This is a genomic window from Aeromonas sp. QDB23 (assembly GCF_027707745.1).
GTDB classification, from domain to species: domain Bacteria; phylum Pseudomonadota; class Gammaproteobacteria; order Enterobacterales; family Aeromonadaceae; genus Aeromonas; species Aeromonas allosaccharophila.
On sequence record NZ_JAPCJA010000003.1, the window covers coordinates 40,790 to 60,013 of the forward strand.

At 61.0% G+C, this 19,224-nt stretch carries 16 protein-coding genes; 7 read left to right on the forward strand and 9 right to left on the reverse strand.

The window, feature by feature from the left end; genetic code table 11:
* The first annotated feature begins 286 nt into the window (after positions 1–286).
* From PG888_RS02190 to PG888_RS02210, 5 genes are all read left to right on the forward strand, one after another.
* A complete protein-coding gene (locus PG888_RS02190) occupies positions 287–865 on the forward strand; it encodes a substrate-binding periplasmic protein (protein ID WP_232093552.1) in 579 nt (192 codons plus the stop codon).
* Positions 866–913: 48 nt separating this feature from the next.
* A complete protein-coding gene (locus tag PG888_RS02195) occupies positions 914–1,408 on the forward strand; it encodes a hypothetical protein (protein ID WP_182939766.1) in 495 nt (164 codons plus the stop codon).
* A gap of 300 nt (positions 1,409–1,708) precedes the next feature.
* On the forward strand, positions 1,709–3,226 hold the full coding sequence (locus tag PG888_RS02200) for an efflux RND transporter periplasmic adaptor subunit (RefSeq protein WP_058054106.1): 1,518 nt from the start codon (positions 1,709–1,711) through the stop codon (positions 3,224–3,226).
* 76 nt (positions 3,227–3,302) lie between these two features.
* Positions 3,303–6,443, forward strand: a complete 3,141-nt coding sequence (locus PG888_RS02205; RefSeq protein WP_182937811.1) for an efflux RND transporter permease subunit — start codon at positions 3,303–3,305, stop codon at positions 6,441–6,443.
* Positions 6,444–6,503: 60 nt separating this feature from the next.
* Entirely contained in the window at positions 6,504–6,866 is a 363-nt protein-coding gene (locus PG888_RS02210) for a copper-binding protein (RefSeq protein ID WP_182937812.1), read from the forward strand.
* A gap of 91 nt (positions 6,867–6,957) precedes the next feature.
* Here PG888_RS02210 and PG888_RS02215 read toward each other — a convergent pair whose 3' ends face one another.
* The 6 genes from PG888_RS02215 to PG888_RS02240 all read right to left on the reverse strand — a co-directional run bounded on the left by PG888_RS02215 (position 6,958) and on the right by PG888_RS02240 (position 13,983).
* Positions 6,958–7,875, reverse strand: a complete 918-nt coding sequence (locus PG888_RS02215; protein WP_182939767.1) for an ABC transporter substrate-binding protein — start codon at positions 7,873–7,875, stop codon at positions 6,958–6,960.
* An 84-nt stretch (positions 7,876–7,959) separates the two neighbouring features.
* Complete coding sequence (locus PG888_RS02220) at positions 7,960–8,763, reverse strand: ABC transporter ATP-binding protein (protein WP_182937813.1); 804 nt, start codon at positions 8,761–8,763, stop codon at positions 7,960–7,962.
* Positions 8,763–9,800 (reverse strand): FecCD family ABC transporter permease, encoded by a 1,038-nt coding sequence (locus tag PG888_RS02225; RefSeq protein ID WP_182937814.1) that lies wholly within the window; start codon positions 9,798–9,800, stop codon positions 8,763–8,765. The genes PG888_RS02220 and PG888_RS02225 overlap by 1 nt, the downstream gene beginning before the upstream one ends.
* Before the next feature lie 7 nt (positions 9,801–9,807).
* Positions 9,808–10,824, reverse strand: a complete 1,017-nt coding sequence (locus PG888_RS02230) for a FecCD family ABC transporter permease (RefSeq protein WP_182937815.1) — start codon at positions 10,822–10,824, stop codon at positions 9,808–9,810.
* 109 nt (positions 10,825–10,933) lie between these two features.
* On the reverse strand, positions 10,934–12,901 hold the full coding sequence (locus PG888_RS02235; protein ID WP_182939768.1) for a TonB-dependent receptor domain-containing protein: 1,968 nt from the start codon (positions 12,899–12,901) through the stop codon (positions 10,934–10,936).
* A 278-nt stretch (positions 12,902–13,179) separates the two neighbouring features.
* Complete coding sequence (locus PG888_RS02240) at positions 13,180–13,983, reverse strand: siderophore-interacting protein (protein ID WP_182937816.1); 804 nt, start codon at positions 13,981–13,983, stop codon at positions 13,180–13,182.
* 320 nt (positions 13,984–14,303) lie between these two features.
* On the opposite strand from PG888_RS02240, the gene PG888_RS02245 reads away from it, so the two are divergent.
* Positions 14,304–15,821 carry an HD domain-containing phosphohydrolase gene (locus PG888_RS02245; protein ID WP_270692769.1) on the forward strand — a complete coding sequence of 506 codons (1,518 nt, stop codon included), beginning with the start codon at positions 14,304–14,306 and terminating at the stop codon, positions 15,819–15,821.
* Between the two features lie 92 nt (positions 15,822–15,913).
* Here the strand turns inward: PG888_RS02245 and PG888_RS02250 are convergent, their stop codons facing one another.
* Together PG888_RS02250 and dnaQ are read right to left on the reverse strand one after the other, a co-directional pair.
* Positions 15,914–17,176, reverse strand: coding sequence for a TIGR03503 family protein (locus tag PG888_RS02250; RefSeq protein ID WP_182937817.1), 1,263 nt, complete (start codon positions 17,174–17,176; stop codon positions 15,914–15,916).
* Positions 17,173–17,907 (reverse strand): DNA polymerase III subunit epsilon, encoded by a 735-nt coding sequence (gene dnaQ / locus PG888_RS02255; RefSeq protein WP_042656957.1) that lies wholly within the window; start codon positions 17,905–17,907, stop codon positions 17,173–17,175. Before dnaQ ends, PG888_RS02250 begins: the two co-directional genes overlap by 4 nt.
* 79 nt (positions 17,908–17,986) lie before the next feature.
* On the opposite strand from dnaQ, the gene rnhA reads away from it, so the two are divergent.
* Positions 17,987–18,451: a ribonuclease HI gene (rnhA, locus tag PG888_RS02260; protein WP_042656956.1), complete on the forward strand. Its 465-nt coding sequence runs from the start codon at positions 17,987–17,989 to the stop codon at positions 18,449–18,451.
* Here the strand turns inward: rnhA and PG888_RS02265 are convergent.
* On the reverse strand, positions 18,439–19,161 hold the full coding sequence (locus tag PG888_RS02265; RefSeq protein WP_042656955.1) for a methyltransferase domain-containing protein: 723 nt from the start codon (positions 19,159–19,161) through the stop codon (positions 18,439–18,441). The genes rnhA and PG888_RS02265 overlap by 13 nt on opposite strands.
* Between the last annotated feature and the right edge of the window lie 63 nt (positions 19,162–19,224).

The following is a 19,224-nucleotide window of genomic DNA, read 5'->3' on the forward strand; positions in this document are numbered from 1 at the left end:
CGTCTCTTCGACAGCCTGTTTTTCCCTTCCCGGTTTTCCCGTTTGCGGGATGCAGCGCAAAATGGCACCTCCATCCTCATCTAGAATCAGAGGACATCATCCGGGAGTGATTTCATGCTGATCGAATGGTGGCTCTCTGCCACCCTGGCAAGCTCGACCCTGACGGCCTGCGGCCACCATGACTATCCTCCGTGGAACTGGCACGCGGACGGCAAGATTGTGGGCGTCTGTGCCGAGGTGGTGAGCACTCTATCAACGGCTCGGCCTCAAGGTCGATCTCTCCTATGTGGGGCCATGGGCTCGCTGTCAGCAAAAGGTGGCAGCGGGCGAGGTGGACATCAACATCTGTGCCCTGCGCAACGAGGAGAGATCGCGCTACTCCCGTTTTACCCAGACCCCGATGGCGATCAACGACATGGCGGTGTTTGTGCGCCAGCCCAGCAACCGCTTGCTGCAACAACGGGAGGATCTGACCGGATTGCGGGGCGCCATGATGATAGGGGTCAGCCTCGGCAGCGAGCTGGATGGTTTTTTGCAAGACCATACCCGCATCCACAGGGTCAACTCCCTCAAACAGGTATTTGGCCTGCTGGCCAATGACAGGGTGGACTTCGTGCCGTATGGCCGCTCTTCCGGCCGATTGTTTCTGAGAGAAAATTACCCGGATAGCGGGCTGGCGGATCTGTTGTGGCCACTGCAGCGGGGCGAGCTCTATATTTCCGTCTCGCTCCGATCCCCCCATCTTGGCACCCTGGAGCAACTGGAACCCATGCTGCAGGCGCCGGGCATGAGCCAGTGGATAGACCAGTTGCTGGAAAAATACAGTGACCTCTACCTGCAGCAGCAGCGCCAGCAGAAGCCTTGACCTTCTCCTGTGAGCAAGGTTTAGAGTTTGGCAACTCGCCCCCGAAGGATGCCCGGATTGTCACTCACCCAGCTTGCTGCAAGATTGCCCTCAGTTGCTCTGGCCCGGCTATTGCTGGCACTGCTGCTCATCTGCAATCTGACCCTCTGCATCAGCTGGCATGGGGCGCAACCAGCGCTCGACACCTCACCCCGACAAATGGCCTCCCAGCCCCACAATATGGTGATGGCTGGCGATGAGCCGATGACGGTCATGGATCACCAATCCCCTACCGCGTCCCTCTTCTGCCATCAGGGGATGGGAGATGACGCCACCCCAAGCGGTGACTGCCAGATGCAGACCGGCGTCTCTGGCGCAGCCAACGCCCTGCCGCTGTTTGGCATGCTGCTCTCCCTCTTTATCTTGCCGCTGCTGTTGCTGCCCCTTGGCACGGCGAGCAGCGTACTGGACAACTGGCTACGCGACCCCTTCTTGCGATCCCGCGGTACTCACCCTCCCTCCTGGCCGCGCCGACATCTGATGCTGTCGGTGCTGCGTCACTAGAACGATCTTCTACTGCGTGCCTGCGGCAAGGTTGACCTTGCTCGTGTCTGCACGCCTTGTTTGACCCTGTGACCACTGGCCCCGCCAGCAACAGGGAGCCGTGCGTCTGCTGACTCGTCAGCAACGCCCCGTTTGCCGCCAGCCCCTTTGGTGATGCCTTGCACCTCACCCGCCCGGCGGCCTGCACAAGAGAAGACGTATCATGTCACCAGCCCACTTTTCACCGTCCAAGGTTGCCGCCTTCGCGGACGCATTGTCCCCCTGCACGTTCTACATGCAACTCAGCGCCGGAGGCCAATCATGAACAAGACCATCCTGATGTCGGCCCTGTTGCTCGCCCTTGGCGCCGGTGGCGGCTACTGGGCCGCCAAACAGACTAGCGACGGTGCAACCGCCAAAGAGAAGACGCCGCTCTACTGGGTCAACCCCATGGATCCGCGCGACAAGCGCGATGCCCCCGCCAAGGACAACATGGGGATGGACTTTATCCCCATCTATGAAGAGCAAAAAAATGGCTCGCCGGGCACAGTCACCATCAGCCCCGAGATCCAGCAGAACCTGGGAGTACGGCTGGCCAAGGTGGAGAAGCTGCCCATCCACCAGCAGATCGAAACGGTGGGCTATGTCGGCTATGACGAAGACAAACTGGAGGCGGTCAACGCCCGCATGGCGGGCTGGATCCGTACCCTCGCCATCAAGAGCGAGGGGCAGCAGGTGACCAAAGGCGCCTTGCTCTACGAGATCTACGCCCCGGATCTGGTCAACGCCCAGCACGAGTATCTGCTCGCCCTCAACACGGCTAACCCGCTGCTGCTGCGCGCCGCCGAGGGCAAGCTCAAGTCCCTGCAGGTACCGGCAGATCAGATTGCGGCCCTCAAACGCAGCCGTCAGGTGCGCGAAACCATTGGCATCTATGCCCCCAGCAGCGGCTATGTCTCCGAGCTCAAGGTGCGTGAAGGGCAGTATGTGGAGCCCGCAGCGGCCCTCTTTAACATCAGCACCCTGCAGCAGGTGTGGGTGAGTGCCGAGGTGTTCGAGCGTCAGGCCGCCCAGCTCAAAGTGGGCGATCCGGTCACCATGACCCTCGACTATGCTCCCGGCCGCAGTTGGCAAGGTAAGGTGGATTACCTCTACCCGACCCTGGATGCTGCCACCCGTACCCTCAAGGTGCGGCTGCGCTTTGACAACCCGGACGAGTTTCTGAAACCCAATATGTTTGCCAAGGTGACGATTCAGGCCGGCAAGGGAGAACCGCAGTTGGTGGTACCGAGCGAAGCGGTGATCCGCACCGGCAGTCAGGATCGGCTGGTGCTGGCGCTGGGGGATGGCAACTTCAAGTCGGTGGCCGTCACCCTGGGCCCCCAGTTTGGCGACAAGGTTGCCATCAAGGCGGGGGTGGAAGCGGGGGACAGCATCGTCAGCTCGGCCCAGTTCCTGCTCGACTCGGAATCGGCCATCGATTCGGACTTCCAGCGCATGACGGCGGTGCGCCCCGCCCAGGTGTGGACGCAGGGCGAGGTTGAAAGCATCGATCTGGCCAACCGCACCTTGATGGTCTCCCACCAGCCCATCCCCGAGTGGCAGTGGCCCGCCATGGAGATGGAGTTCGCCGTCGCCGAAGGGGTCGACATCAGCCAACTGGCCGAGGGGCAGACCCTCCATCTGCAAGTAATGCAGGAGGGGGATAAGTATCGCATCACCACCATCCATCAGGAGCAAGCGCCAGCAACCGGTGACACCACCAAGCCTGCAACGGATGAGATGGAAAAGATGGAAGGCATGGACCATAGCCAGCACGATATGGGAGCCAAGTCATGATCCCGTCGAGCTCTTACCGTTTTACTAGCAACCATGTCCTGCCGTTCACGCCACGCCAAGAGGGAGGAGCTAGATCATGATCCCTTCCATCATTCGCTGGTCCGTGGGCAACCGCTTTCTGGTACTGCTGTTGACCCTCATGCTCACCGCCTGGGGGCTCTGGTCGGTCAAACAGACCCCGGTGGATGCCCTGCCGGATCTCTCCGACGTGCAGGTGATCATCAAGACGGCCTATCCGGGGCAGGCACCTCAGGTGGTGGAGGATCAGGTAACCTACCCGCTTACCACCGCCATGCTGGCGGTGCCGGGGGCGACCACGGTGCGCGGCTACTCCTTCTTCGGCGACTCCTTCGTCTATGTGCTGTTTGACGACAACACGGATCTCTACTGGGCCCGCGCCCGGGTGCTGGAGTATTTGAGCCAGGTCGCCCCCAACCTGCCCGCCTCCGCCCGTCCCCAGCTCGGCCCCGATGCCACCGGGGTGGGCTGGGTCTATCAGTACGCGTTGGTGGACAGAACCGGCAAGCATGACCTCAGCCAGCTCACCTCGCTGCAAAACTGGTTCCTCAAGTACGAGCTGCAGACGGTGGAGGGGGTCTCCGAGGTCGCCACCGTCGGCGGCATGGTGCGCCAGTATCAGGTGCGGGTCGACCCGGACAAGCTGCGCGCCTACGGCATCCCGCTCTCCCTAATCGAGACCGCTATCAAGCAGGGCAACCAGGAGACCGGCGCTTCCGTCATCGAGATGGCAGAAGCGGAGTACATGGTGCGTTCCAACGGCTATCTGAAAAGCGTGGAGGATCTGAAGCAGATCCCGCTCGGTACCAATGTGCGCGGCGCCCCGCTGCTGCTGGGTGACGTGGCGGATGTAGTCACCGGCCCCCAGAGCCGGCGCGGTCTGGCCGAGCTCAATGGCGAAGGGGAAGTGGTGGGCGGCATTATCGTCATGCGCTATGGCGAGAATGCCCAGCACACCATCGACGGGGTCAAGGCGCGGCTCGCCCAGCTGAAAAGCAGCCTGCCGGAGGGGGTGGAGATCGTCACCGTCTACGATCGCTCCGACCTTATCCAGCGCGCCATCGACAACCTCTCCGGCAAGCTGCTGGAGGAGTTCGCGGTGGTGGTGCTGGTCTGCCTCGCCTTCCTGTTCCACCTGCGCTCGTCGCTGGTGGTGGTCATCACCCTGCCCATCGCCATTCTGGTGGCCTTTATCGTGATGCACCTGCAGGGGATCAACGCCAACATCATGTCGCTGGGGGGCATCGCCATCGCCATCGGCGCCATGGTGGATGGTGCCATCGTGATGATCGAGAACGTCCATAAACACATGGAGCGGGAGGCGCTCACCGACAAGAACCGCTGGCGCATCATCACGGAGGCGAGTATCGAGGTGGGGCCCGCCATCTTCTTCTCCCTGCTGATCATCACCATCAGCTTCCTGCCGGTGTTCGCGCTGGAGGCGCAGGAGGGGCGGATGTTCCACCCGCTTGCCTACACCAAGACCTACGCCATGGCCGCCGCGGCTGGGCTCGCCATCACGCTGGTGCCGGTGATCATGGGTTACTTTATCCGTGGCAAAGTGCTGGCGGAGCAGGCCAATCCGCTGAACCGCTGGCTGAGTCAAGGCTATGTGCCGCTGCTCAAAGCCGTGCTGGCCCGTCCGAAAACCACTCTGGCTGTCGCCGCCGTGGTGACGGTGGCGGGCTTCTGGCCGCTCAAGTACCTCGGCTCCGAGTTTATTCCGCCGCTCGATGAGGGGGACATCATGTATATGCCCACTACCGCGGCCAATATCTCGGTGGGCAAGGCGCGGGAGATTTTGCAGCAGACTGACAAGCTCATTCGTACCGTGCCCGAGGTGCAGAACGTGTTCGGCAAGGCGGGGCGCGCCGAGACCGCCACAGACCCTGCGGACTTGGTGATGATGGAGACCAGCATCCAGCTCAAACCCCGCGATCAGTGGCGCCCCGGCATGACCCCAGAGAAGCTCAAAGAGGAGCTCGACTCCCTCATCCGCTTCCCCGGCCTCACCAACGCCTGGGTGCCCCCCATCAAGACCCGCATCGACATGCTGGCCACCGGCATCAAGACCCCGGTCGGCATCAAGATAGCGGGGCCGGATCTCAAGGTGATCCAGCAGCTCGGCCAACAGCTTGAGCAGATCGTTGGCAAGGTGGAGGGCGCCTCATCGGTCTACGCCGAGCGGGTGGCGGGTGGCCGCTATGTGAAGGTGGATATCGACCGGCTCAAAGCAGCCCGCTACGGCCTCAACATCGCCGACGTGCAGGCGGTGCTCGCCACTGCGGTGGGTGGCATGGAGGTGGGCCAGACCATAGAGGGGCGCGAGCGCTACCCCATCAACCTGCGCTACCCCCAGAGCTATCGCGACTCGGTGGCGAGCCTCGAGCTGCTGCCGGTAGTCACCCCGAGCGGCGCGCGCATCGCCCTGGCAGACGTGGCCCAGGTCTACATAAGCGACGAGGCACCGATGCTGCGCAGCGAGAATGCTCGCCTCAACGGCTGGGTCTACGTCGACATTCGCGGCCGCGATATCGGCTCCTTCGTCGATGAGGCCAAAGCCGAGGTGGGCAAGCAGCTGGTGCTGCCGGCGGGCTACGCCCTCACCTGGTCTGGCCAATACGAGTACATGGAGCGGGCCAAGGCGCGCCTCGCCTACGTGGTGCCACTCACCGTCGCCATTATCGTGCTGCTGCTCTATCTGGCGTTTCGCCGCGTTCAGGAGGTACTGCTCATTCTCACCACCTTGCCGCTGGCTGTGGTGGGGGGGATCTGGACCCTCTGGCTGCTCGACTTCAATCTCTCGGTGGCAGTCGGTGTGGGCTTTATCGCCCTGGCTGGCGTCGCGGTGGAGACCGGCGTCTTGATGCTGGTCTACCTCAACCACGCCTGGGATGACCTCGTCGCCAGCGGCAAACCGGATCAAGCCGGTCTGCACCGTGCTGTGGTCCACGGCGCCGCCCTGCGCCTGCGCCCCAAGATGATGACGGTGGTGACCATCATTGCCGGCCTGTTGCCCATCATGTGGAGCCACGGCACCGGCTCCGAGGTGATGCAGCGCATCGCCGCGCCGATGATCGGCGGCATGGTGAGCGCGCTGGTACTGACCCTCTTGGTGCTGCCCGCCGCCTACTACCTGTGGCGCAGTCGTTCCCTGCAACAGCTGACCACCGCGGATCAGCAGGAGTCATCACACTGATGAACAGAACATTTTCAACCAGACAAACAGCAACCCCATAAACCAGACAAGGAAACCAGGATGAACTACAAGACGCTGACACTGACCCTGCTGATGGGCCTCGCTACCCACACCAGCCTGCAGGCTGCCGAGATGATGAACCATCAGGGCCACGACATGAGCCAAATGGGGCAAATGGAGGGCATGAGCGAGATGGGCGACATGATGATGACCAAGGGGGTCATCACCCGTATCGACGCGGCCAACGGCAAGGTCGGCATCAAACACGAGGCGATCGATAACCTCAAGATGCCCCCTATGACCATGGTGTTTCGGGTGGCTGATCCGGCCCTGCTCAAGGATCTGAAGGTAGGGGATGCGGTGCGCTTTCACGCCGAGAACCCGGGTGGCAAGCTCACCATCACCCAAATCCAACCTCAGTAAATGCCCCGCTCGCTCCGGGCCGAACGGATAAGCAAAGAGGGAGGCCTCAGCCTCCCTCTTCTATTGGTTAACCGCTAGTGTGCAGTGGCACTCAGCTGCGGGTTGCCAGCAACTGCTCCACATCCTCGATCACCTTGAGGGCCGCCTGCGGGCCGCCGCTGGAGGTCCAGAGTGACCCGTCCACGGCGCCAAAACGCTTGGCCTTGATCACCGGCAGCTGCTGGAACGCCGGGGTCTGCTCCGCCTGACGCATGGCATCCACCGCATCGCCGCTGGCGCTCAGGGTACCCACCACCAGCCAGTCAGCATCCAGCAGGTTGAGAGACTCCAGACTCAGCGCCGGTGAGTGGGGTGCGCCAGTACCCTGCTGCTTGCTTGGGCGTACCAGCCCCATCGACTCCACTACGCTGCTGGCAAAGGTGCCCTGATACATAAAGCTCGGCCCCTTGGGGTTCCAGCGCACTATGCTGATGCTCTCCCCCTGATGCTTGGCCAGCTTGCTGCGAGCCTGAGTCAACCGCTCGGCATACTGCAGCAAGAAAGTATCCCCTTGCTGGTCGCGGTTAAGGGTGTGGGCGGTGCGGCGGAAGCTATCCTGCCATGGCTCACCCCACTTGCTGGTCACCACGGTCGGCGCGATCTCCCCCAGCAAGGTCAGCAGCTCGGGACGGGTCTGGCCGGTCAGGATAAGGTCGGGCTCCAGCGCAATCAGCGACTCCAGATTGGGGCTGTCGAGATCGCCGATCACCTGGATACCCATGCCCGCCTTGTTCAGCAAATAGCGGGGCAAGGTGGGTTGACCACGGCCATTGACGGCGCCGATGGGGGTCAGCCCCAGAGTCAGGGTGCTGTCGAGTTCCAGCTCGCTCAGTACCACCACCCGCTTTGGCTGGGCTGGCACCTGCACCTGCTGGCCAAACGCATCGGTCACTTCACGCATCTCCTGCGCCTGAACCAGCGGCGCGGCCAGCATCAGGATGGCTGCTGCCAGGGCGGCAAAACGCTTCATCATCTCACTCCTTCTCGTTGCACGGCCCGGATAATCGGCCGCGTGGATACACTCGGTGGGCCCACCAGAGCAGGCCCATATAACTCAACTCGCCGAACGCAGGGCGCGGCCATGTTCGTGACGACGGGGCACGATAATGGGCGCCCCGTCACCGGGGGCATGCAGAATGTCGACACTGGTCTGGTAGAGCCGGTCGATCAGGGACTTGGTCACCACCTCACGGGCCGGGCCCATGGCGGCAATGGCCCCCTCGCCGATGGCGATCAGCTCGTCACAGTAGCGGGCCGCCATCGCCAGATCGTGGATCACCAGCAGCACGGTTTTACCCTCGGCAGTGATGCGGTGGATCGCCTCCATCACCTCGGTCTGATGGCCAATATCGAGGGCACTGGTGGGCTCGTCGAGCAGCACCATGTCGCTGTCCTGCGCCAGGATCATCGCAAGCCAGGCCCGCTGTGCCTGCCCACCGGAGAGCGACGCAGCGCTCTGCTGCCAGATGCTTCCAAGCTGCATCCGCTCGCAGGCGCTGCGCACCATGCGGGCATCCTCCTCGCCCCACTGATTGAACCAGCCCTGATGAGGGTGGCGACCATACTGCACCAGCTGCTCCACCAGAATGCCGGCAGGCAGGGTCGGCCGCTGGGGTAAATAGGCAAGCTCCCGCGCCAACCCCTTCATGGGGTAGCTGGCGAGCGACTTGCCCTTGAGCAGGATCTCGCCGCGTTGGGCTTTCATCTGGCCGGAGAGCAGCTTGAGCAGGGTCGATTTGCCGCAGCCATTGGGGCCGACGATCCCCACCAGCTTGCCCCTCGGCACGCTGAAGGAGATGTCCCGCAGGATGGGGGTCTGCTGATAGGCGAAGTGGAGGCGATTTACGGTGAGCGTCATCAGTCAGCCCTCTGGCGATCGTTAACGAGAAGAAACAGCAGCAACAGGCCGCCGAGAATGCGGGTCATGATGCCGGTCGCCACCTCGTGGGGGCTGGCCAGCACCCGGACCAGGGTATCGCTGGCAAGCAGCAGCAGGGCGCCGCTAAGCGCCGCCAGCCAGAGCGGCACTACCCGGTCTTTCACCAGCCAGGAGGCAAGAATGGGGGCCGCCATGGCAATAAAGACCACGGGGCCGCCGATGGCGGTGCCGAGTGCCGCCACCAGAATGGCCTGCGCCAGAATGCCCAGTTGCACCCGATCGCCGTTGACGCCAAGCCCTCTGGCCATCTCGGGGCCAAAGCGCAGCACCGCCAGCGAGCGGGAGAGATAGACAATCCAGGGGCAGAGCAGCAGCAACAGGATGGCGATGGGGGTGATGGTGCTGTAACCCACGGCGATAAAACTGCCCATATTCCACAGATAGAGGGAGCTCAAGTGCAACAAGGCCTGGGTGGACATCACGAACTGGCCGAGCGCCTCGAACAGCTCGGAGAGGCCGATGCCGATCACCACGAACAGATAGCCCTGCTCACCCGGTTTGCGGCAGAGGGCATAGAGCACCAGCGCCGCGAAGATGGCGCCGATAGGTGCCGCCCACCAGGGCCAGCTGCCCACGGTCAGATAGAGGGAAAAGATGATGATGGCCAGAGAGGCGCCGTTGTTGACCCCCACCATGTCGGGTGTGGCCAGCCGGTTGCGCACCAGAGTCTGCACCAGACAGCCGGAGAGCCCCATGGCGGCCCCCGCTACCACCACCCCAAGGATGCGCGGCAGCCGGATCTTGAACAGGGTGAGCTGCTCAAGCCGGGTCCCCTCCCCCAGCAGGGTGTTAACCACCCCGGCAAAGCCGAGCTTGCCGCCGCCAACGCTCAGGGCCAGCAGAGCAAGCGCCACCAGCGCCACGGCCAGCAGTGCCAGCCAGCGCCAGCTTGGCAGATGGAGCAGCAAGGAGCGGTTGCCTGCCCGCAGACAGATCATATCGGTAGGTGTACGCATCAGCCCCTCACTTGACGGTCAGCAGGGTACGAAAGCCCCCGCGATGAACGATGGCGATCAGCACTGGTGCGCCGATCAGGGCCAGAATGACGCCATTGGGCAACTCGAACGGCTGGATCAGCCAGCGCGCCAGAATGTCGGCCAACAGCAGAAACAGCATGCCGAACAGGGCGGAGAAACAGACCTGCACCGACAGTTTCACCGGCTCCACCAGTCGGCCACAGTAGGCGGCCAGAAAGCCGACAAAACTGATGGGGCCGGCGATGGCGATGGCACTGGCGGTAAACAGGGTAGCAGCCAGCAGCACGCCGATCCGCACCCGGTTGGGGCGGATCCCGAGCGCCTGGGCCTGGCTGTCCCCCATCTGCATCAGGGTCAGCTGGCGACAGAGCAGCAGGGTGATGACAAACGCCGCCAGCACGAAGGGCAGCACGGCAATGATGGCATCAAGATTGGCCGCCGACAGGGAGCCGAGGTTCCAGAAGCGGTACTGCTCCAGCACCATCTTGTTGGAGAGCAGCAGAAAACTGGAGAGACCGCCGAAGGTGGCGGAGAGCGCCACCCCGACCAGAATGAGCTTGAGGGGGTTGGAGCGGCCAATCATCATGCCGAGCCCCAGCACAATCACGTTGCCGAGCAACGCGCCGAGTCCAGCCCAGAGCAGATAGCCGTAGGCGGACTCCACCCCGAACCAGGTGAGCCCCACCACCAGCGCAAAGACAGCCCCGGCGTTGACCCCGAGCAGACCGGGCTCCGCCAGCGGGTTGCGGGTCGCACTCTGCAACAAGGAGGCAGCCAGAGATAAAGAGGCGCCGACCACCATGGCACAGAGGGTGCGCGGGATCCGCAAGGTATTGAGCACCATGGCGAGCTTCTCGTCGCCAGCCCAGCGGGCATCGCCCATCAGGTAGCCGAGTACCTCGCGGGCACCATAGACGCCCGCACCGGTGGCGAGCGAAAGAGAAAGCAGTATGAACAGGAGGAACAATCCCAGCCAGAACAGCGAGGTCTGGTCTCTAAACACCCTTTAACTCCTTATGATTGCAATTCCATGTGGGTGAAATAAAAGCCATCACCCGAGGTGATGCGGTGGCAACAATGGAAGCCCGCCAGTGCGGGCTCCCGCTCAGCCATTACAGCTTGTAGGCCACACCTGCATAGACAGTGCGCCCGTCGAGGATCTGATCGGCCTCGGTAGCAACCCAGTCACGCTTGGTATTGGTCAGGTTGTTGAGTCCGAACTTCAGATCCAGTGCCCGGGTGGCGTTCCAGACTGCCCCGACATCCAGGGTGTGGAATCCGGCGGTGGTCTCATAGGTGGTGCCGCTCATGCGCGGAACCGGGAGGATCTGGCTGCCGGTGTAGTTCCAGCCGAGCTGGGTACTCAGGCTCTCGATGACCTGCCACTCCAGCTTGGCGTTGGCGGTATGCTCCGGCGTCCGATAGAGATCCTTGCCGCTGGTCTTGTCCTCCCCGTCGATCAGGGTGACGTTGCTGGAGAGGGTCAGGGTATCGGTGAGATCAAACCAGCCGCTCAGCTCCACCCCCTTGATGCGGGCCTTGCTGACGTTCTGATAGGTCATCACAGCCGGACGCCAGGTGGAGGTCCATGCCTCGCTCTGGATCTTGTCCTTGATATCGTTGTGGAAGGCAGTAACCCCGGCACCCCAGAACGAACCATCGTAGGCGGTGCCCAGCTCGTAGCTGACGGCGGTTTCCGGTTTCAGATCCGTGTTGCCCACTACGGCGCAGCGACCACGACAGGCGGCTACCGCATAGTCCGGGTTGGACTGGGCAATGGTCGGCGCCTTGAACGCCTTGCCAATGCCGCCCTTGACCACCCAGTTGTCAGTCAGGCTGTAGAGGGCATAACCACGAGGGCTGAACTCAGTGCCATAGGTCTCGTGGTGATCGACCCGGCCACTCAGGGTCAACGCCAGATCGCCAAAGCCAAACTCATCCTGCAGATAGAGCGCGCTCTGGTTGACGCTGACATCGCCCCCCTTGAGGTTGACGTTGTGCTTGAGTTCGGTGATGCGGTACTCGGCACCACTGGTCAGCAGGTGGCTGCCCAGATTGCCGCTCAGCTGGCCATCGAAGGTGTGGTTGGTCTGGCTTACATCGCCGCTGGTCTTGCTCAGCGCGGTCATCAGTTCGGAGTCATCAAACAGGTCAACCTGCTCGAAGGCATAGCCGACCCGACTGTCGAACTGATCCCAACGGCCGACGTGGGTGGCATTGAGTCCCAACCGTTCCATCTGCTGGATATTGCGCGGCGTCTGGCCGTAGTTGTTCCAGTGGGCCTCCCGATCGTCTTTGGCGTAGTTCATCCCCACATCCAGATCCTGACGATCATCGATCAGCCATTTGACGTTGGAGAGGATCCCCAGCTTTTCACGCTGCTCGATGGCATCGGCCTTGGGATTGATACTCTGCTCGCTCTGCCAGGCGTCACGGTGGTTCCCTTCCACCACCAGGTTGGCCAGCAATTTGTTGTCGATCAGCGCCCCGCCCACATAGGCGCTCGCCTTGTTGATATCCCCGCCGTGACCGTCGGTGGGGTCGCTGAAGGTATAGGTGGCCGCTGCTTCGGTCTTCTCCCCGGGTTGGCGCAAGATGACGTTGACCACCCCACCCAGCGCATCGGCACCGTAGAGGGAGGAGATGGGGCCGCGGATCACTTCGATACGCTCGATGGCCGCCATGGGGATGGCGGAGAGATCGAAATCATTGCCATAACCGGAGGTAAGGGCGTCGCGGGAGCTGATACGCCGGCCATTGACCAGCAACAGGGTGTAATCCCCCTCCAGACCGCGCAACTTGATCTCGCTGCGGCCGTAGCTGGTGGAGGGGCTGATATTAACCCCCGGCAGCTGTTTCAGGGCACCGGTCAGATCATTGACATTGAGCTTGTCGAGCTCAGCCTGGGTCACCACAGAGACACTGGCCGGGGCGGTCAGCTCGCTGTGCCGGGTTTTGGTCGCCGTCACGATCATGGTTTCATGAGCGGCGGCAGGCGCAGTCCCCTGAGCCAGAGCTGGCAGGGCAAAAAGGGACAACACCAGAGGATGCACTGCAAATCGTCGGGATGATGTACGCATCATCAACACTCCACATAAAACAACCAAGGCCAACACCACCGACATCCCTGTCTGACCTCGCCAGACCCGGTGCAAAGTGATGGAGTTCATTGGCATGAACTGTCGTCCATGCCCCATCGCCCCGAACATCAGTGCATTACGGCAGGGCCTGCGTTGTGCTATGCCACGCGCAGCCATCAATAACAAAAACGCCGTGCCGACTGACATCGGGACGGCGCAATACTAAATGCAAATCATTTTTATTTGCAAGAGTGAATCAGGTATTCTTTCGCATCCGCTTAATTATCCATCACATCGTGACGAGCCTGGTGATAGGCTTCTTCACTCTTGCCCCGCCGCCAGTACGGCACGGCGTAGAGCGACTGGCGAGCCACCTCGAGCACTGACCTAAAATAGCGGCGCAGCGGCAACACCAGCGCCTCTTCACCACCCAGCCAGAAGAAGCCGCCATCGCGCACCAGCGGCAGAGCAATCACATGCTCCAGCAGGCCGCTGGATTCGGGCTCGCCGACAAACCAGTGACAGCGCACCCCGACCGGCAGCGTCAACGGCTGAGCATCGGCCTGATCCGGCACCAGAATCGCAATTTCCCCTCTGGCCTCGGCAGGCATCACCTCGCACATCGCCATGATGGCGGGCAAGGCAGTGAGATCCCCCACCAGGCAGTAATGCTCGGCCGGTTGCAGCATGGGGTTGGGGCCACCCGGCCCGGAGAGGATCACCTTATCTCCCGGCTTGGCATGGGTGGCAAAGGCACTGGCGGGCCCGCCGTCACCGTGCAGCACGAAGTCGATGTCAATTTCCTGCTCATCACGGCGAAACGCGCGGATGGTGTAGGTGCGGATCACCGGCTTGTCCGCCGGGTCACTCCAGCGCGGGCCGCTTGGGGTCATGGTGGGCAGCACCGGCTCTACCTGATGTGGCTGGGCCAGCATCACCTTGATATGGGCCCCGCCACAGGTAAAGGGATAGTCAGCCAGCTCGCTGCCAGCAAAGGTGATGCGGCGCAAATGGGGGGTGATCCGGGTAACGGCCTTGACGGTCAGCAGACGGGGACGATTGGGAGGCAGAGATGGGGGCACGATGGGGCTCCTCGTTGAGTGTGTCGCCCATGCTACACGCAAATAGGAATTACTATCAAATAGGATTCCTTCTCGTCGGCCCCACGGGAGGGTGTACAGGAGCCCCACAATGTGGTGCGGCAATCGAAAGCACGAGTAACGTGCATGCAATCCAGCCTCATGATTGTGCGAAGAAAGCCCTCGCCAACGGTCACCGGAAGTGGAGGTTCCATTTGCTTATTCGACCATTGTTTTTCGAGATCAAATTTTATTTCTCAATAAGTTTCCTATCCTTAGTGAAGCAGTTAATGTAAGCACAGGATGCCAAACAGGATTGTATGATGGATGACCAAATCCTGATTATTGATGATGATGATCTCGCCCTTCCCGACACGCAACAAGCGGGCTGGAAGGTGATGATTGTTGACGATGAGCCCGAAGTGCATCGCATCACCAAAATCACCTTGAACAAATTCGAGTTTGACAATCGCCCCATTGACTTTCTGCATGCCTATTCCGCTGCAGAGGCAAAGAAGCTGCTGGCCATCACCCCTGATGTCGCGCTGCTGCTGCTGGACGTGGTGATGGAGGTCGACCACACGGGCCTCGATGTCGTCAAATATGTCCGTGAAGAGCTGCAAAACAAGATGGTGCGCATCGTGCTGCGTACCGGCCAACCCGGCCAGGCGCCGGAAGATGACGTGGTCACCAACTACGACATCAACGACTACAAGGATAAAACCGAGCTCACCTCCCAGAAGCTGCGTACCCTGCTGCGGGCCAGCCTGCGCTCCTATCGGGATATCCGCACCCTGGAGAGCAACCGCCAGGGGCTGGAAAAAGTCATCGAAGCCTCCAAGGGGATCTTTGAGAAGCGGGCCCTGCGCCAGTTTGTCGAAGGGGCCCAGGAGCAGCTGAGCGCTTTGCTCCACCTGGGGGAGACCCAGATCTACGACGTAAAGCAATACGCCTATGAGGTGAGAGATCAAGTATTGGAGCCTCTGCTCCCCGGCCATCCCGCCATGCTACTCACGGAAGCGCCGGAGATCTTGCGCCAGGCCATGGGCAAGCGCAGCAATGTGTACGGCACCAATCAGATGGTGCTCTACTGCCAGAACCAGCGCCACCATCTGCTGTTCCATATCGAGACCACTCGTCAACTCAGTCAGATCGATACCAGTCTGCTGACCCTGTTTACCGAAAACATCATAGTGGCGCTGGAAAATATCCGGCTGAACGAGGTGATTGCCGACAATCAGCGGGAGATCATCTACCGCATCGGCGAACTGGTCGAAACCCGCTCGAAAGAGTCGGGGCTGCACGTCAAATGGGTCGCGCTCTATACCGAGCAGTTCTGCCTGCTGCTGGGGATGAGTGAAGAGCAGAGCGAGCTGATCAAAAGAGCCTCACCACTGCACGACATTGGCAAGGTCGGTATTCCCGATGCCATCCTGCACAAGCCGGGCAAGCTGACCCCGGAAGAGTGGGAGATCATGAAAACCCACGCCCAGCTTGGGCAAGATATGCTCTCCGGCAGCGATCTGGCGCTGTTCCAGATTGGTGCCACCATCGCCGGCAATCACCATGAGAAGTGGAATGGCAGTGGCTATCCTCGTGGCCTGAAGGGAATGGATATTCCGCTGGAGGGACGGATCGTGGCACTGGCTGACGTGTTCGATGCCCTCGGCTCGGATCGCTGTTACAAGAAGGCGTGGCCACTGGACAAGGTGCTGGCGCTGATTGAGGAGGAGAAGGGTCAGCACTTCGACCCCCAACTGGTCGAGCTGATGCTGGCTAATCTGGACAAGTTCCTCGAGATCCGCGAGCAGAACAAGGATGTCTACATCGGCGAACACTGATACCCGGTTTGTTCTGTTTATGAACTCAAAAAAACCGCCCTGCTTATCAGGGCGGTTTTTTCTATCTGGCATCACGCACTGCAAAACGAGGGTTACTGCTCCGGCAGGTTGAGATCCAGCTTGGCTGCCGGCTGCCCGGACTGCTGACTTTCGGCCTGTGCCGCCGCCAATGCGCGTTTGAAGGCTCGTCGTTTTTGCATCACCACAAACCCGACTCCACCCAGCATCACCAGCAGCACGCCACCACCCGCCAATACCCAGATCAGCCAGCCCATCTCCTGTGCCGGAGCCTCATGAGTTGACTCGGCACTGGATGCCGGTGCGGCAGCCGATACCACCTCTACGGGAGGGGGAGGCGGCGGGAAGATATTGAAGGTTTTGACCGGCAACTCGATTTTCAGCTCGCGGCCGAGGCGAGTGGTGCCATAGAGGGTTGCTTTCACCACATGCTGACCGACCTCCTTGATGATGGAGAGATCGATATCAAGCTTGGGCTCACTGGCGGTCTCGCTGAACTCGTAGAGGCCGCCCACATTGCTGGTCACACTCCCCTTGATCACCACTGAGGCAGGATCCAGCTCATCACGGTCGATCAGCAGCGACAACTTGGCACCCAGCTCTTCCGAAGGCGGCGCCAGGTTATAACTGAACGGATAGGGGTAGAGCAGTACATCCTGATAACGGGCGCGAACAAACACCTGATTGCCGGTGCTGAACATGGCGCGGTACTTGCCACCGGGAATATCCTGCAGTGTCACTTCCGCGGTCATGATACCGTCACCCGGCACTTCGTCGAGACCCTTGCCGTCATCACGGTAGTGGCCGAGCACCTGATCCAGTACGACCTTTTGCTGGCTGGCATCGCTAAAGGATTGCAGCTTGACGGTCATGCCAAGGTCAGAGAGATAGTATTTATCTTTCGGCGGCTGGCCATTGATCAGCAACCACGCCTTGAGCTTGACCACCTCCCCCTGATAGAGCTGCATCGGCAGGGCGGCGATATCGAGCCGGATATCGGAGAGAATACGCACCCGGTTGTCGGGGTCCACCTCGCCAATTGCCTGCCAGGGACCCGGCATGGGATTGCGCAGGGTAATGAGATCGTGCTCCGGCAGTGCCAGCCAACCCACCTCGGCGGGTTTGACCTTGCCCACGTAGAGCTTGCTGCCATCGGGGCGAACCAGGATCACCGACGGGGTGCCCGGCTTGCGCTTGACGATGAAGGTGATCTCCTTCACCCCGTAATCGATGCGAAAGCGGTTATCCAGCAGCGGGATATCGGAGGGAGCAAACACCTCGGTCGCCGACGCACCCAGCGAGAGCAACAACAGCAGACCGGCACACCACTTGCTCATTGCCGCCACAGACAACTTCCTCCCTTCTTCTGCACCAGATCCAGCCTCGCCTCGTGCAGGGCCTCTACCTCGGCGCTGGCGCGCACTACCTTGAGGGCGGGCCGATTGCTCTCCAGCCGGCGAATGCTGGTGTCCTGATTGCTTTCGTTTTCGTTGCTTTCACTGGCCAGATTGAGTTTGGTCTGGCCACCGGTCATCAGCAGGTAGACATCGGCCAGGATCTCCGCATCGAGCAAGGCCCCGTGCAGTGTCCGGTGGGAGTTGTCTATGCCGTAACGATCGCAGAGCACATCAAGGTTGTTGCGCTTGCCGGGGAAGAGATCCCGCGCCATCGCCAGGGTATCGGTGATGGAGCAGATATCGGCGGTCTTGAAGCCGAGACCGAGCTTGCTGAACTCGTAGTCCATGAAGCTCACGTCAAACGGCGCGTTGTGGGCGATCAGTTCGGCACCGCGGATGAATTCGATGAACTCGTCGGCGATCTGGCTGAACGATGGCTTGTCGCGCAGGAACTCGTCGGTGATACCGTGCACCTGGATCGCTTCCGGGTCGACCAGACGATCAGGCTTGATATAGACGTGATAGTGGTTACCGGTCAGCTTGCGGTTGATCACCTCCACACAGCCGATTTCGATAATGCGGTGACCCAGATAGACAGGGCCGCCTGCCGTATTCATACCTGTGGTTTCAGTATCCAGAATGATCTGGCGATTCAGTTGGGGTGTGTTCATGATCCAATCTATGTCAAACTTCGGCTTTACTTACTCGCTAGTTTACCCCAAGCCTCATGCTAAAACAGATTGATTGCTCATGTTAAAACAGATTGATGTCTATACCGACGGCTCCTGCCTCGGCAATCCGGGCCCGGGTGGTTACGGAGCCGTGATGGTCTACGGCACCCACCGCAAAGAGATTTCCGCCGGATTCAAGTTGACCACCAATAACCGGATGGAGCTGATGGCCGCCATCATGGGCCTGCGCACCCTCAACGAACCGTGCAAGGTGCGCCTCACTACCGACAGCCAGTATGTCCGTCAGGGGATCACCCAGTGGATCATCGGTTGGAAGAAGAAAGGGTGGATGACCGCCAACCGTCAGCCGGTCAAGAACGTCGATCTCTGGAAGGAGCTGGATGCGGAAGTGGCTCGCCATCAGATTGAGTGGCTCTGGGTCAAGGGTCACTCCGGCCATCCGGAGAACGAACGGTGCGACGAACTGGCCAGAGATGCCGCCTGCGGCAAGGATCTGGCCGAGGATACCGGCTACCAGCCCTGACGGGCCATTCCCGGTGTGGCGAGGGATTTGGGCAGTTGCCAGCGCCGCCGCACCGGGATCAGTGGAAAGCGCCGTTTACGGGCCGCAATCACATACACCGACGCAAACACTCTGCAGTAATCCCGCCCGATGCTTTCCTGCCACCAGCTGTGCCAACTCTGTTTCCCCATAAACGAGTAGCCAAAACGCTCGTCGAACATCACTTCGCATCCCAGCAGATGCAGCCAGTCCGTCACCCTCCCCGGGGTAAACATCCGGGCCGACCAGGGCATCCTGCGCCGCAAGAACGGCACACAATGACCGATCCCGACCAGGCTCAAGGGGTTGTAGCCGCTGATGATCAGCCAGCCATCGTCGGTCAGTACCCTCTCGGCCTCGCGCAGCACCTGATGGGGATCGGCAGAGAAATCGAGGCAGTGGGCCAGCAGGCAGGCATCGACGCTGCCGGTCCGTACCGGCAGATCGAGGGGATCGCCATACATGTCGAGCAACCGTCCACCGGGGGCAACCCCGATCTGGTGACGGATGGAGGAGCGTTTGCAGGAGAGTTCGGCGCTCAGGGCGCCAATTTTCAGCAGATGATAGCCAAACAGATTGGGGCACCAGTTGTCGAGCCGCTCCTGGATCTCGGCCGCCACCCAGTCCCCCATAGGCAATGCAGACCAGCTGGTCGGGATCTCGATTTGTTGTTCGGTACGTGCCACCTGCATAATAGGGCTCAACTCGGGGTTTCGAACGCCATCCTGTTATATAAGATACCCTCCCTAAAGAGA

Coding starts and splice junctions, on each gene's coding strand:
- PG888_RS02195 (WP_182939766.1), top strand. CDS start 914: ATGCCCGGATTGTCACTCACCCAGCTTGCTGCAAGATTGCCCTCAGTT.
- PG888_RS02200 (WP_058054106.1), top strand. CDS start 1,709: ATGAACAAGACCATCCTGATGTCGGCCCTGTTGCTCGCCCTTGGCGCC.
- PG888_RS02205 (WP_182937811.1), top strand. CDS start 3,303: ATGATCCCTTCCATCATTCGCTGGTCCGTGGGCAACCGCTTTCTGGTA.
- PG888_RS02210 (WP_182937812.1), top strand. CDS start 6,504: ATGAACTACAAGACGCTGACACTGACCCTGCTGATGGGCCTCGCTACC.
- PG888_RS02215 (WP_182939767.1), bottom strand. CDS start 7,875: ATGAAGCGTTTTGCCGCCCTGGCAGCAGCCATCCTGATGCTGGCCGCG.
- PG888_RS02220 (WP_182937813.1), bottom strand. CDS start 8,763: ATGACGCTCACCGTAAATCGCCTCCACTTCGCCTATCAGCAGACCCCC.
- PG888_RS02225 (WP_182937814.1), bottom strand. CDS start 9,800: ATGCGTACACCTACCGATATGATCTGTCTGCGGGCAGGCAACCGCTCC.
- PG888_RS02235 (WP_182939768.1), bottom strand. CDS start 12,901: ATGCGTACATCATCCCGACGATTTGCAGTGCATCCTCTGGTGTTGTCC.
- PG888_RS02245 (WP_270692769.1), top strand. CDS start 14,304: ATGGATGACCAAATCCTGATTATTGATGATGATGATCTCGCCCTTCCC.
- PG888_RS02250 (WP_182937817.1), bottom strand. CDS start 17,176: ATGAGCAAGTGGTGTGCCGGTCTGCTGTTGTTGCTCTCGCTGGGTGCG.
- dnaQ (WP_042656957.1), bottom strand. CDS start 17,907: ATGAACACACCCCAACTGAATCGCCAGATCATTCTGGATACTGAAACC.
- rnhA (WP_042656956.1), top strand. CDS start 17,987: ATGTTAAAACAGATTGATGTCTATACCGACGGCTCCTGCCTCGGCAAT.
- PG888_RS02265 (WP_042656955.1), bottom strand. CDS start 19,161: ATGCAGGTGGCACGTACCGAACAACAAATCGAGATCCCGACCAGCTGG.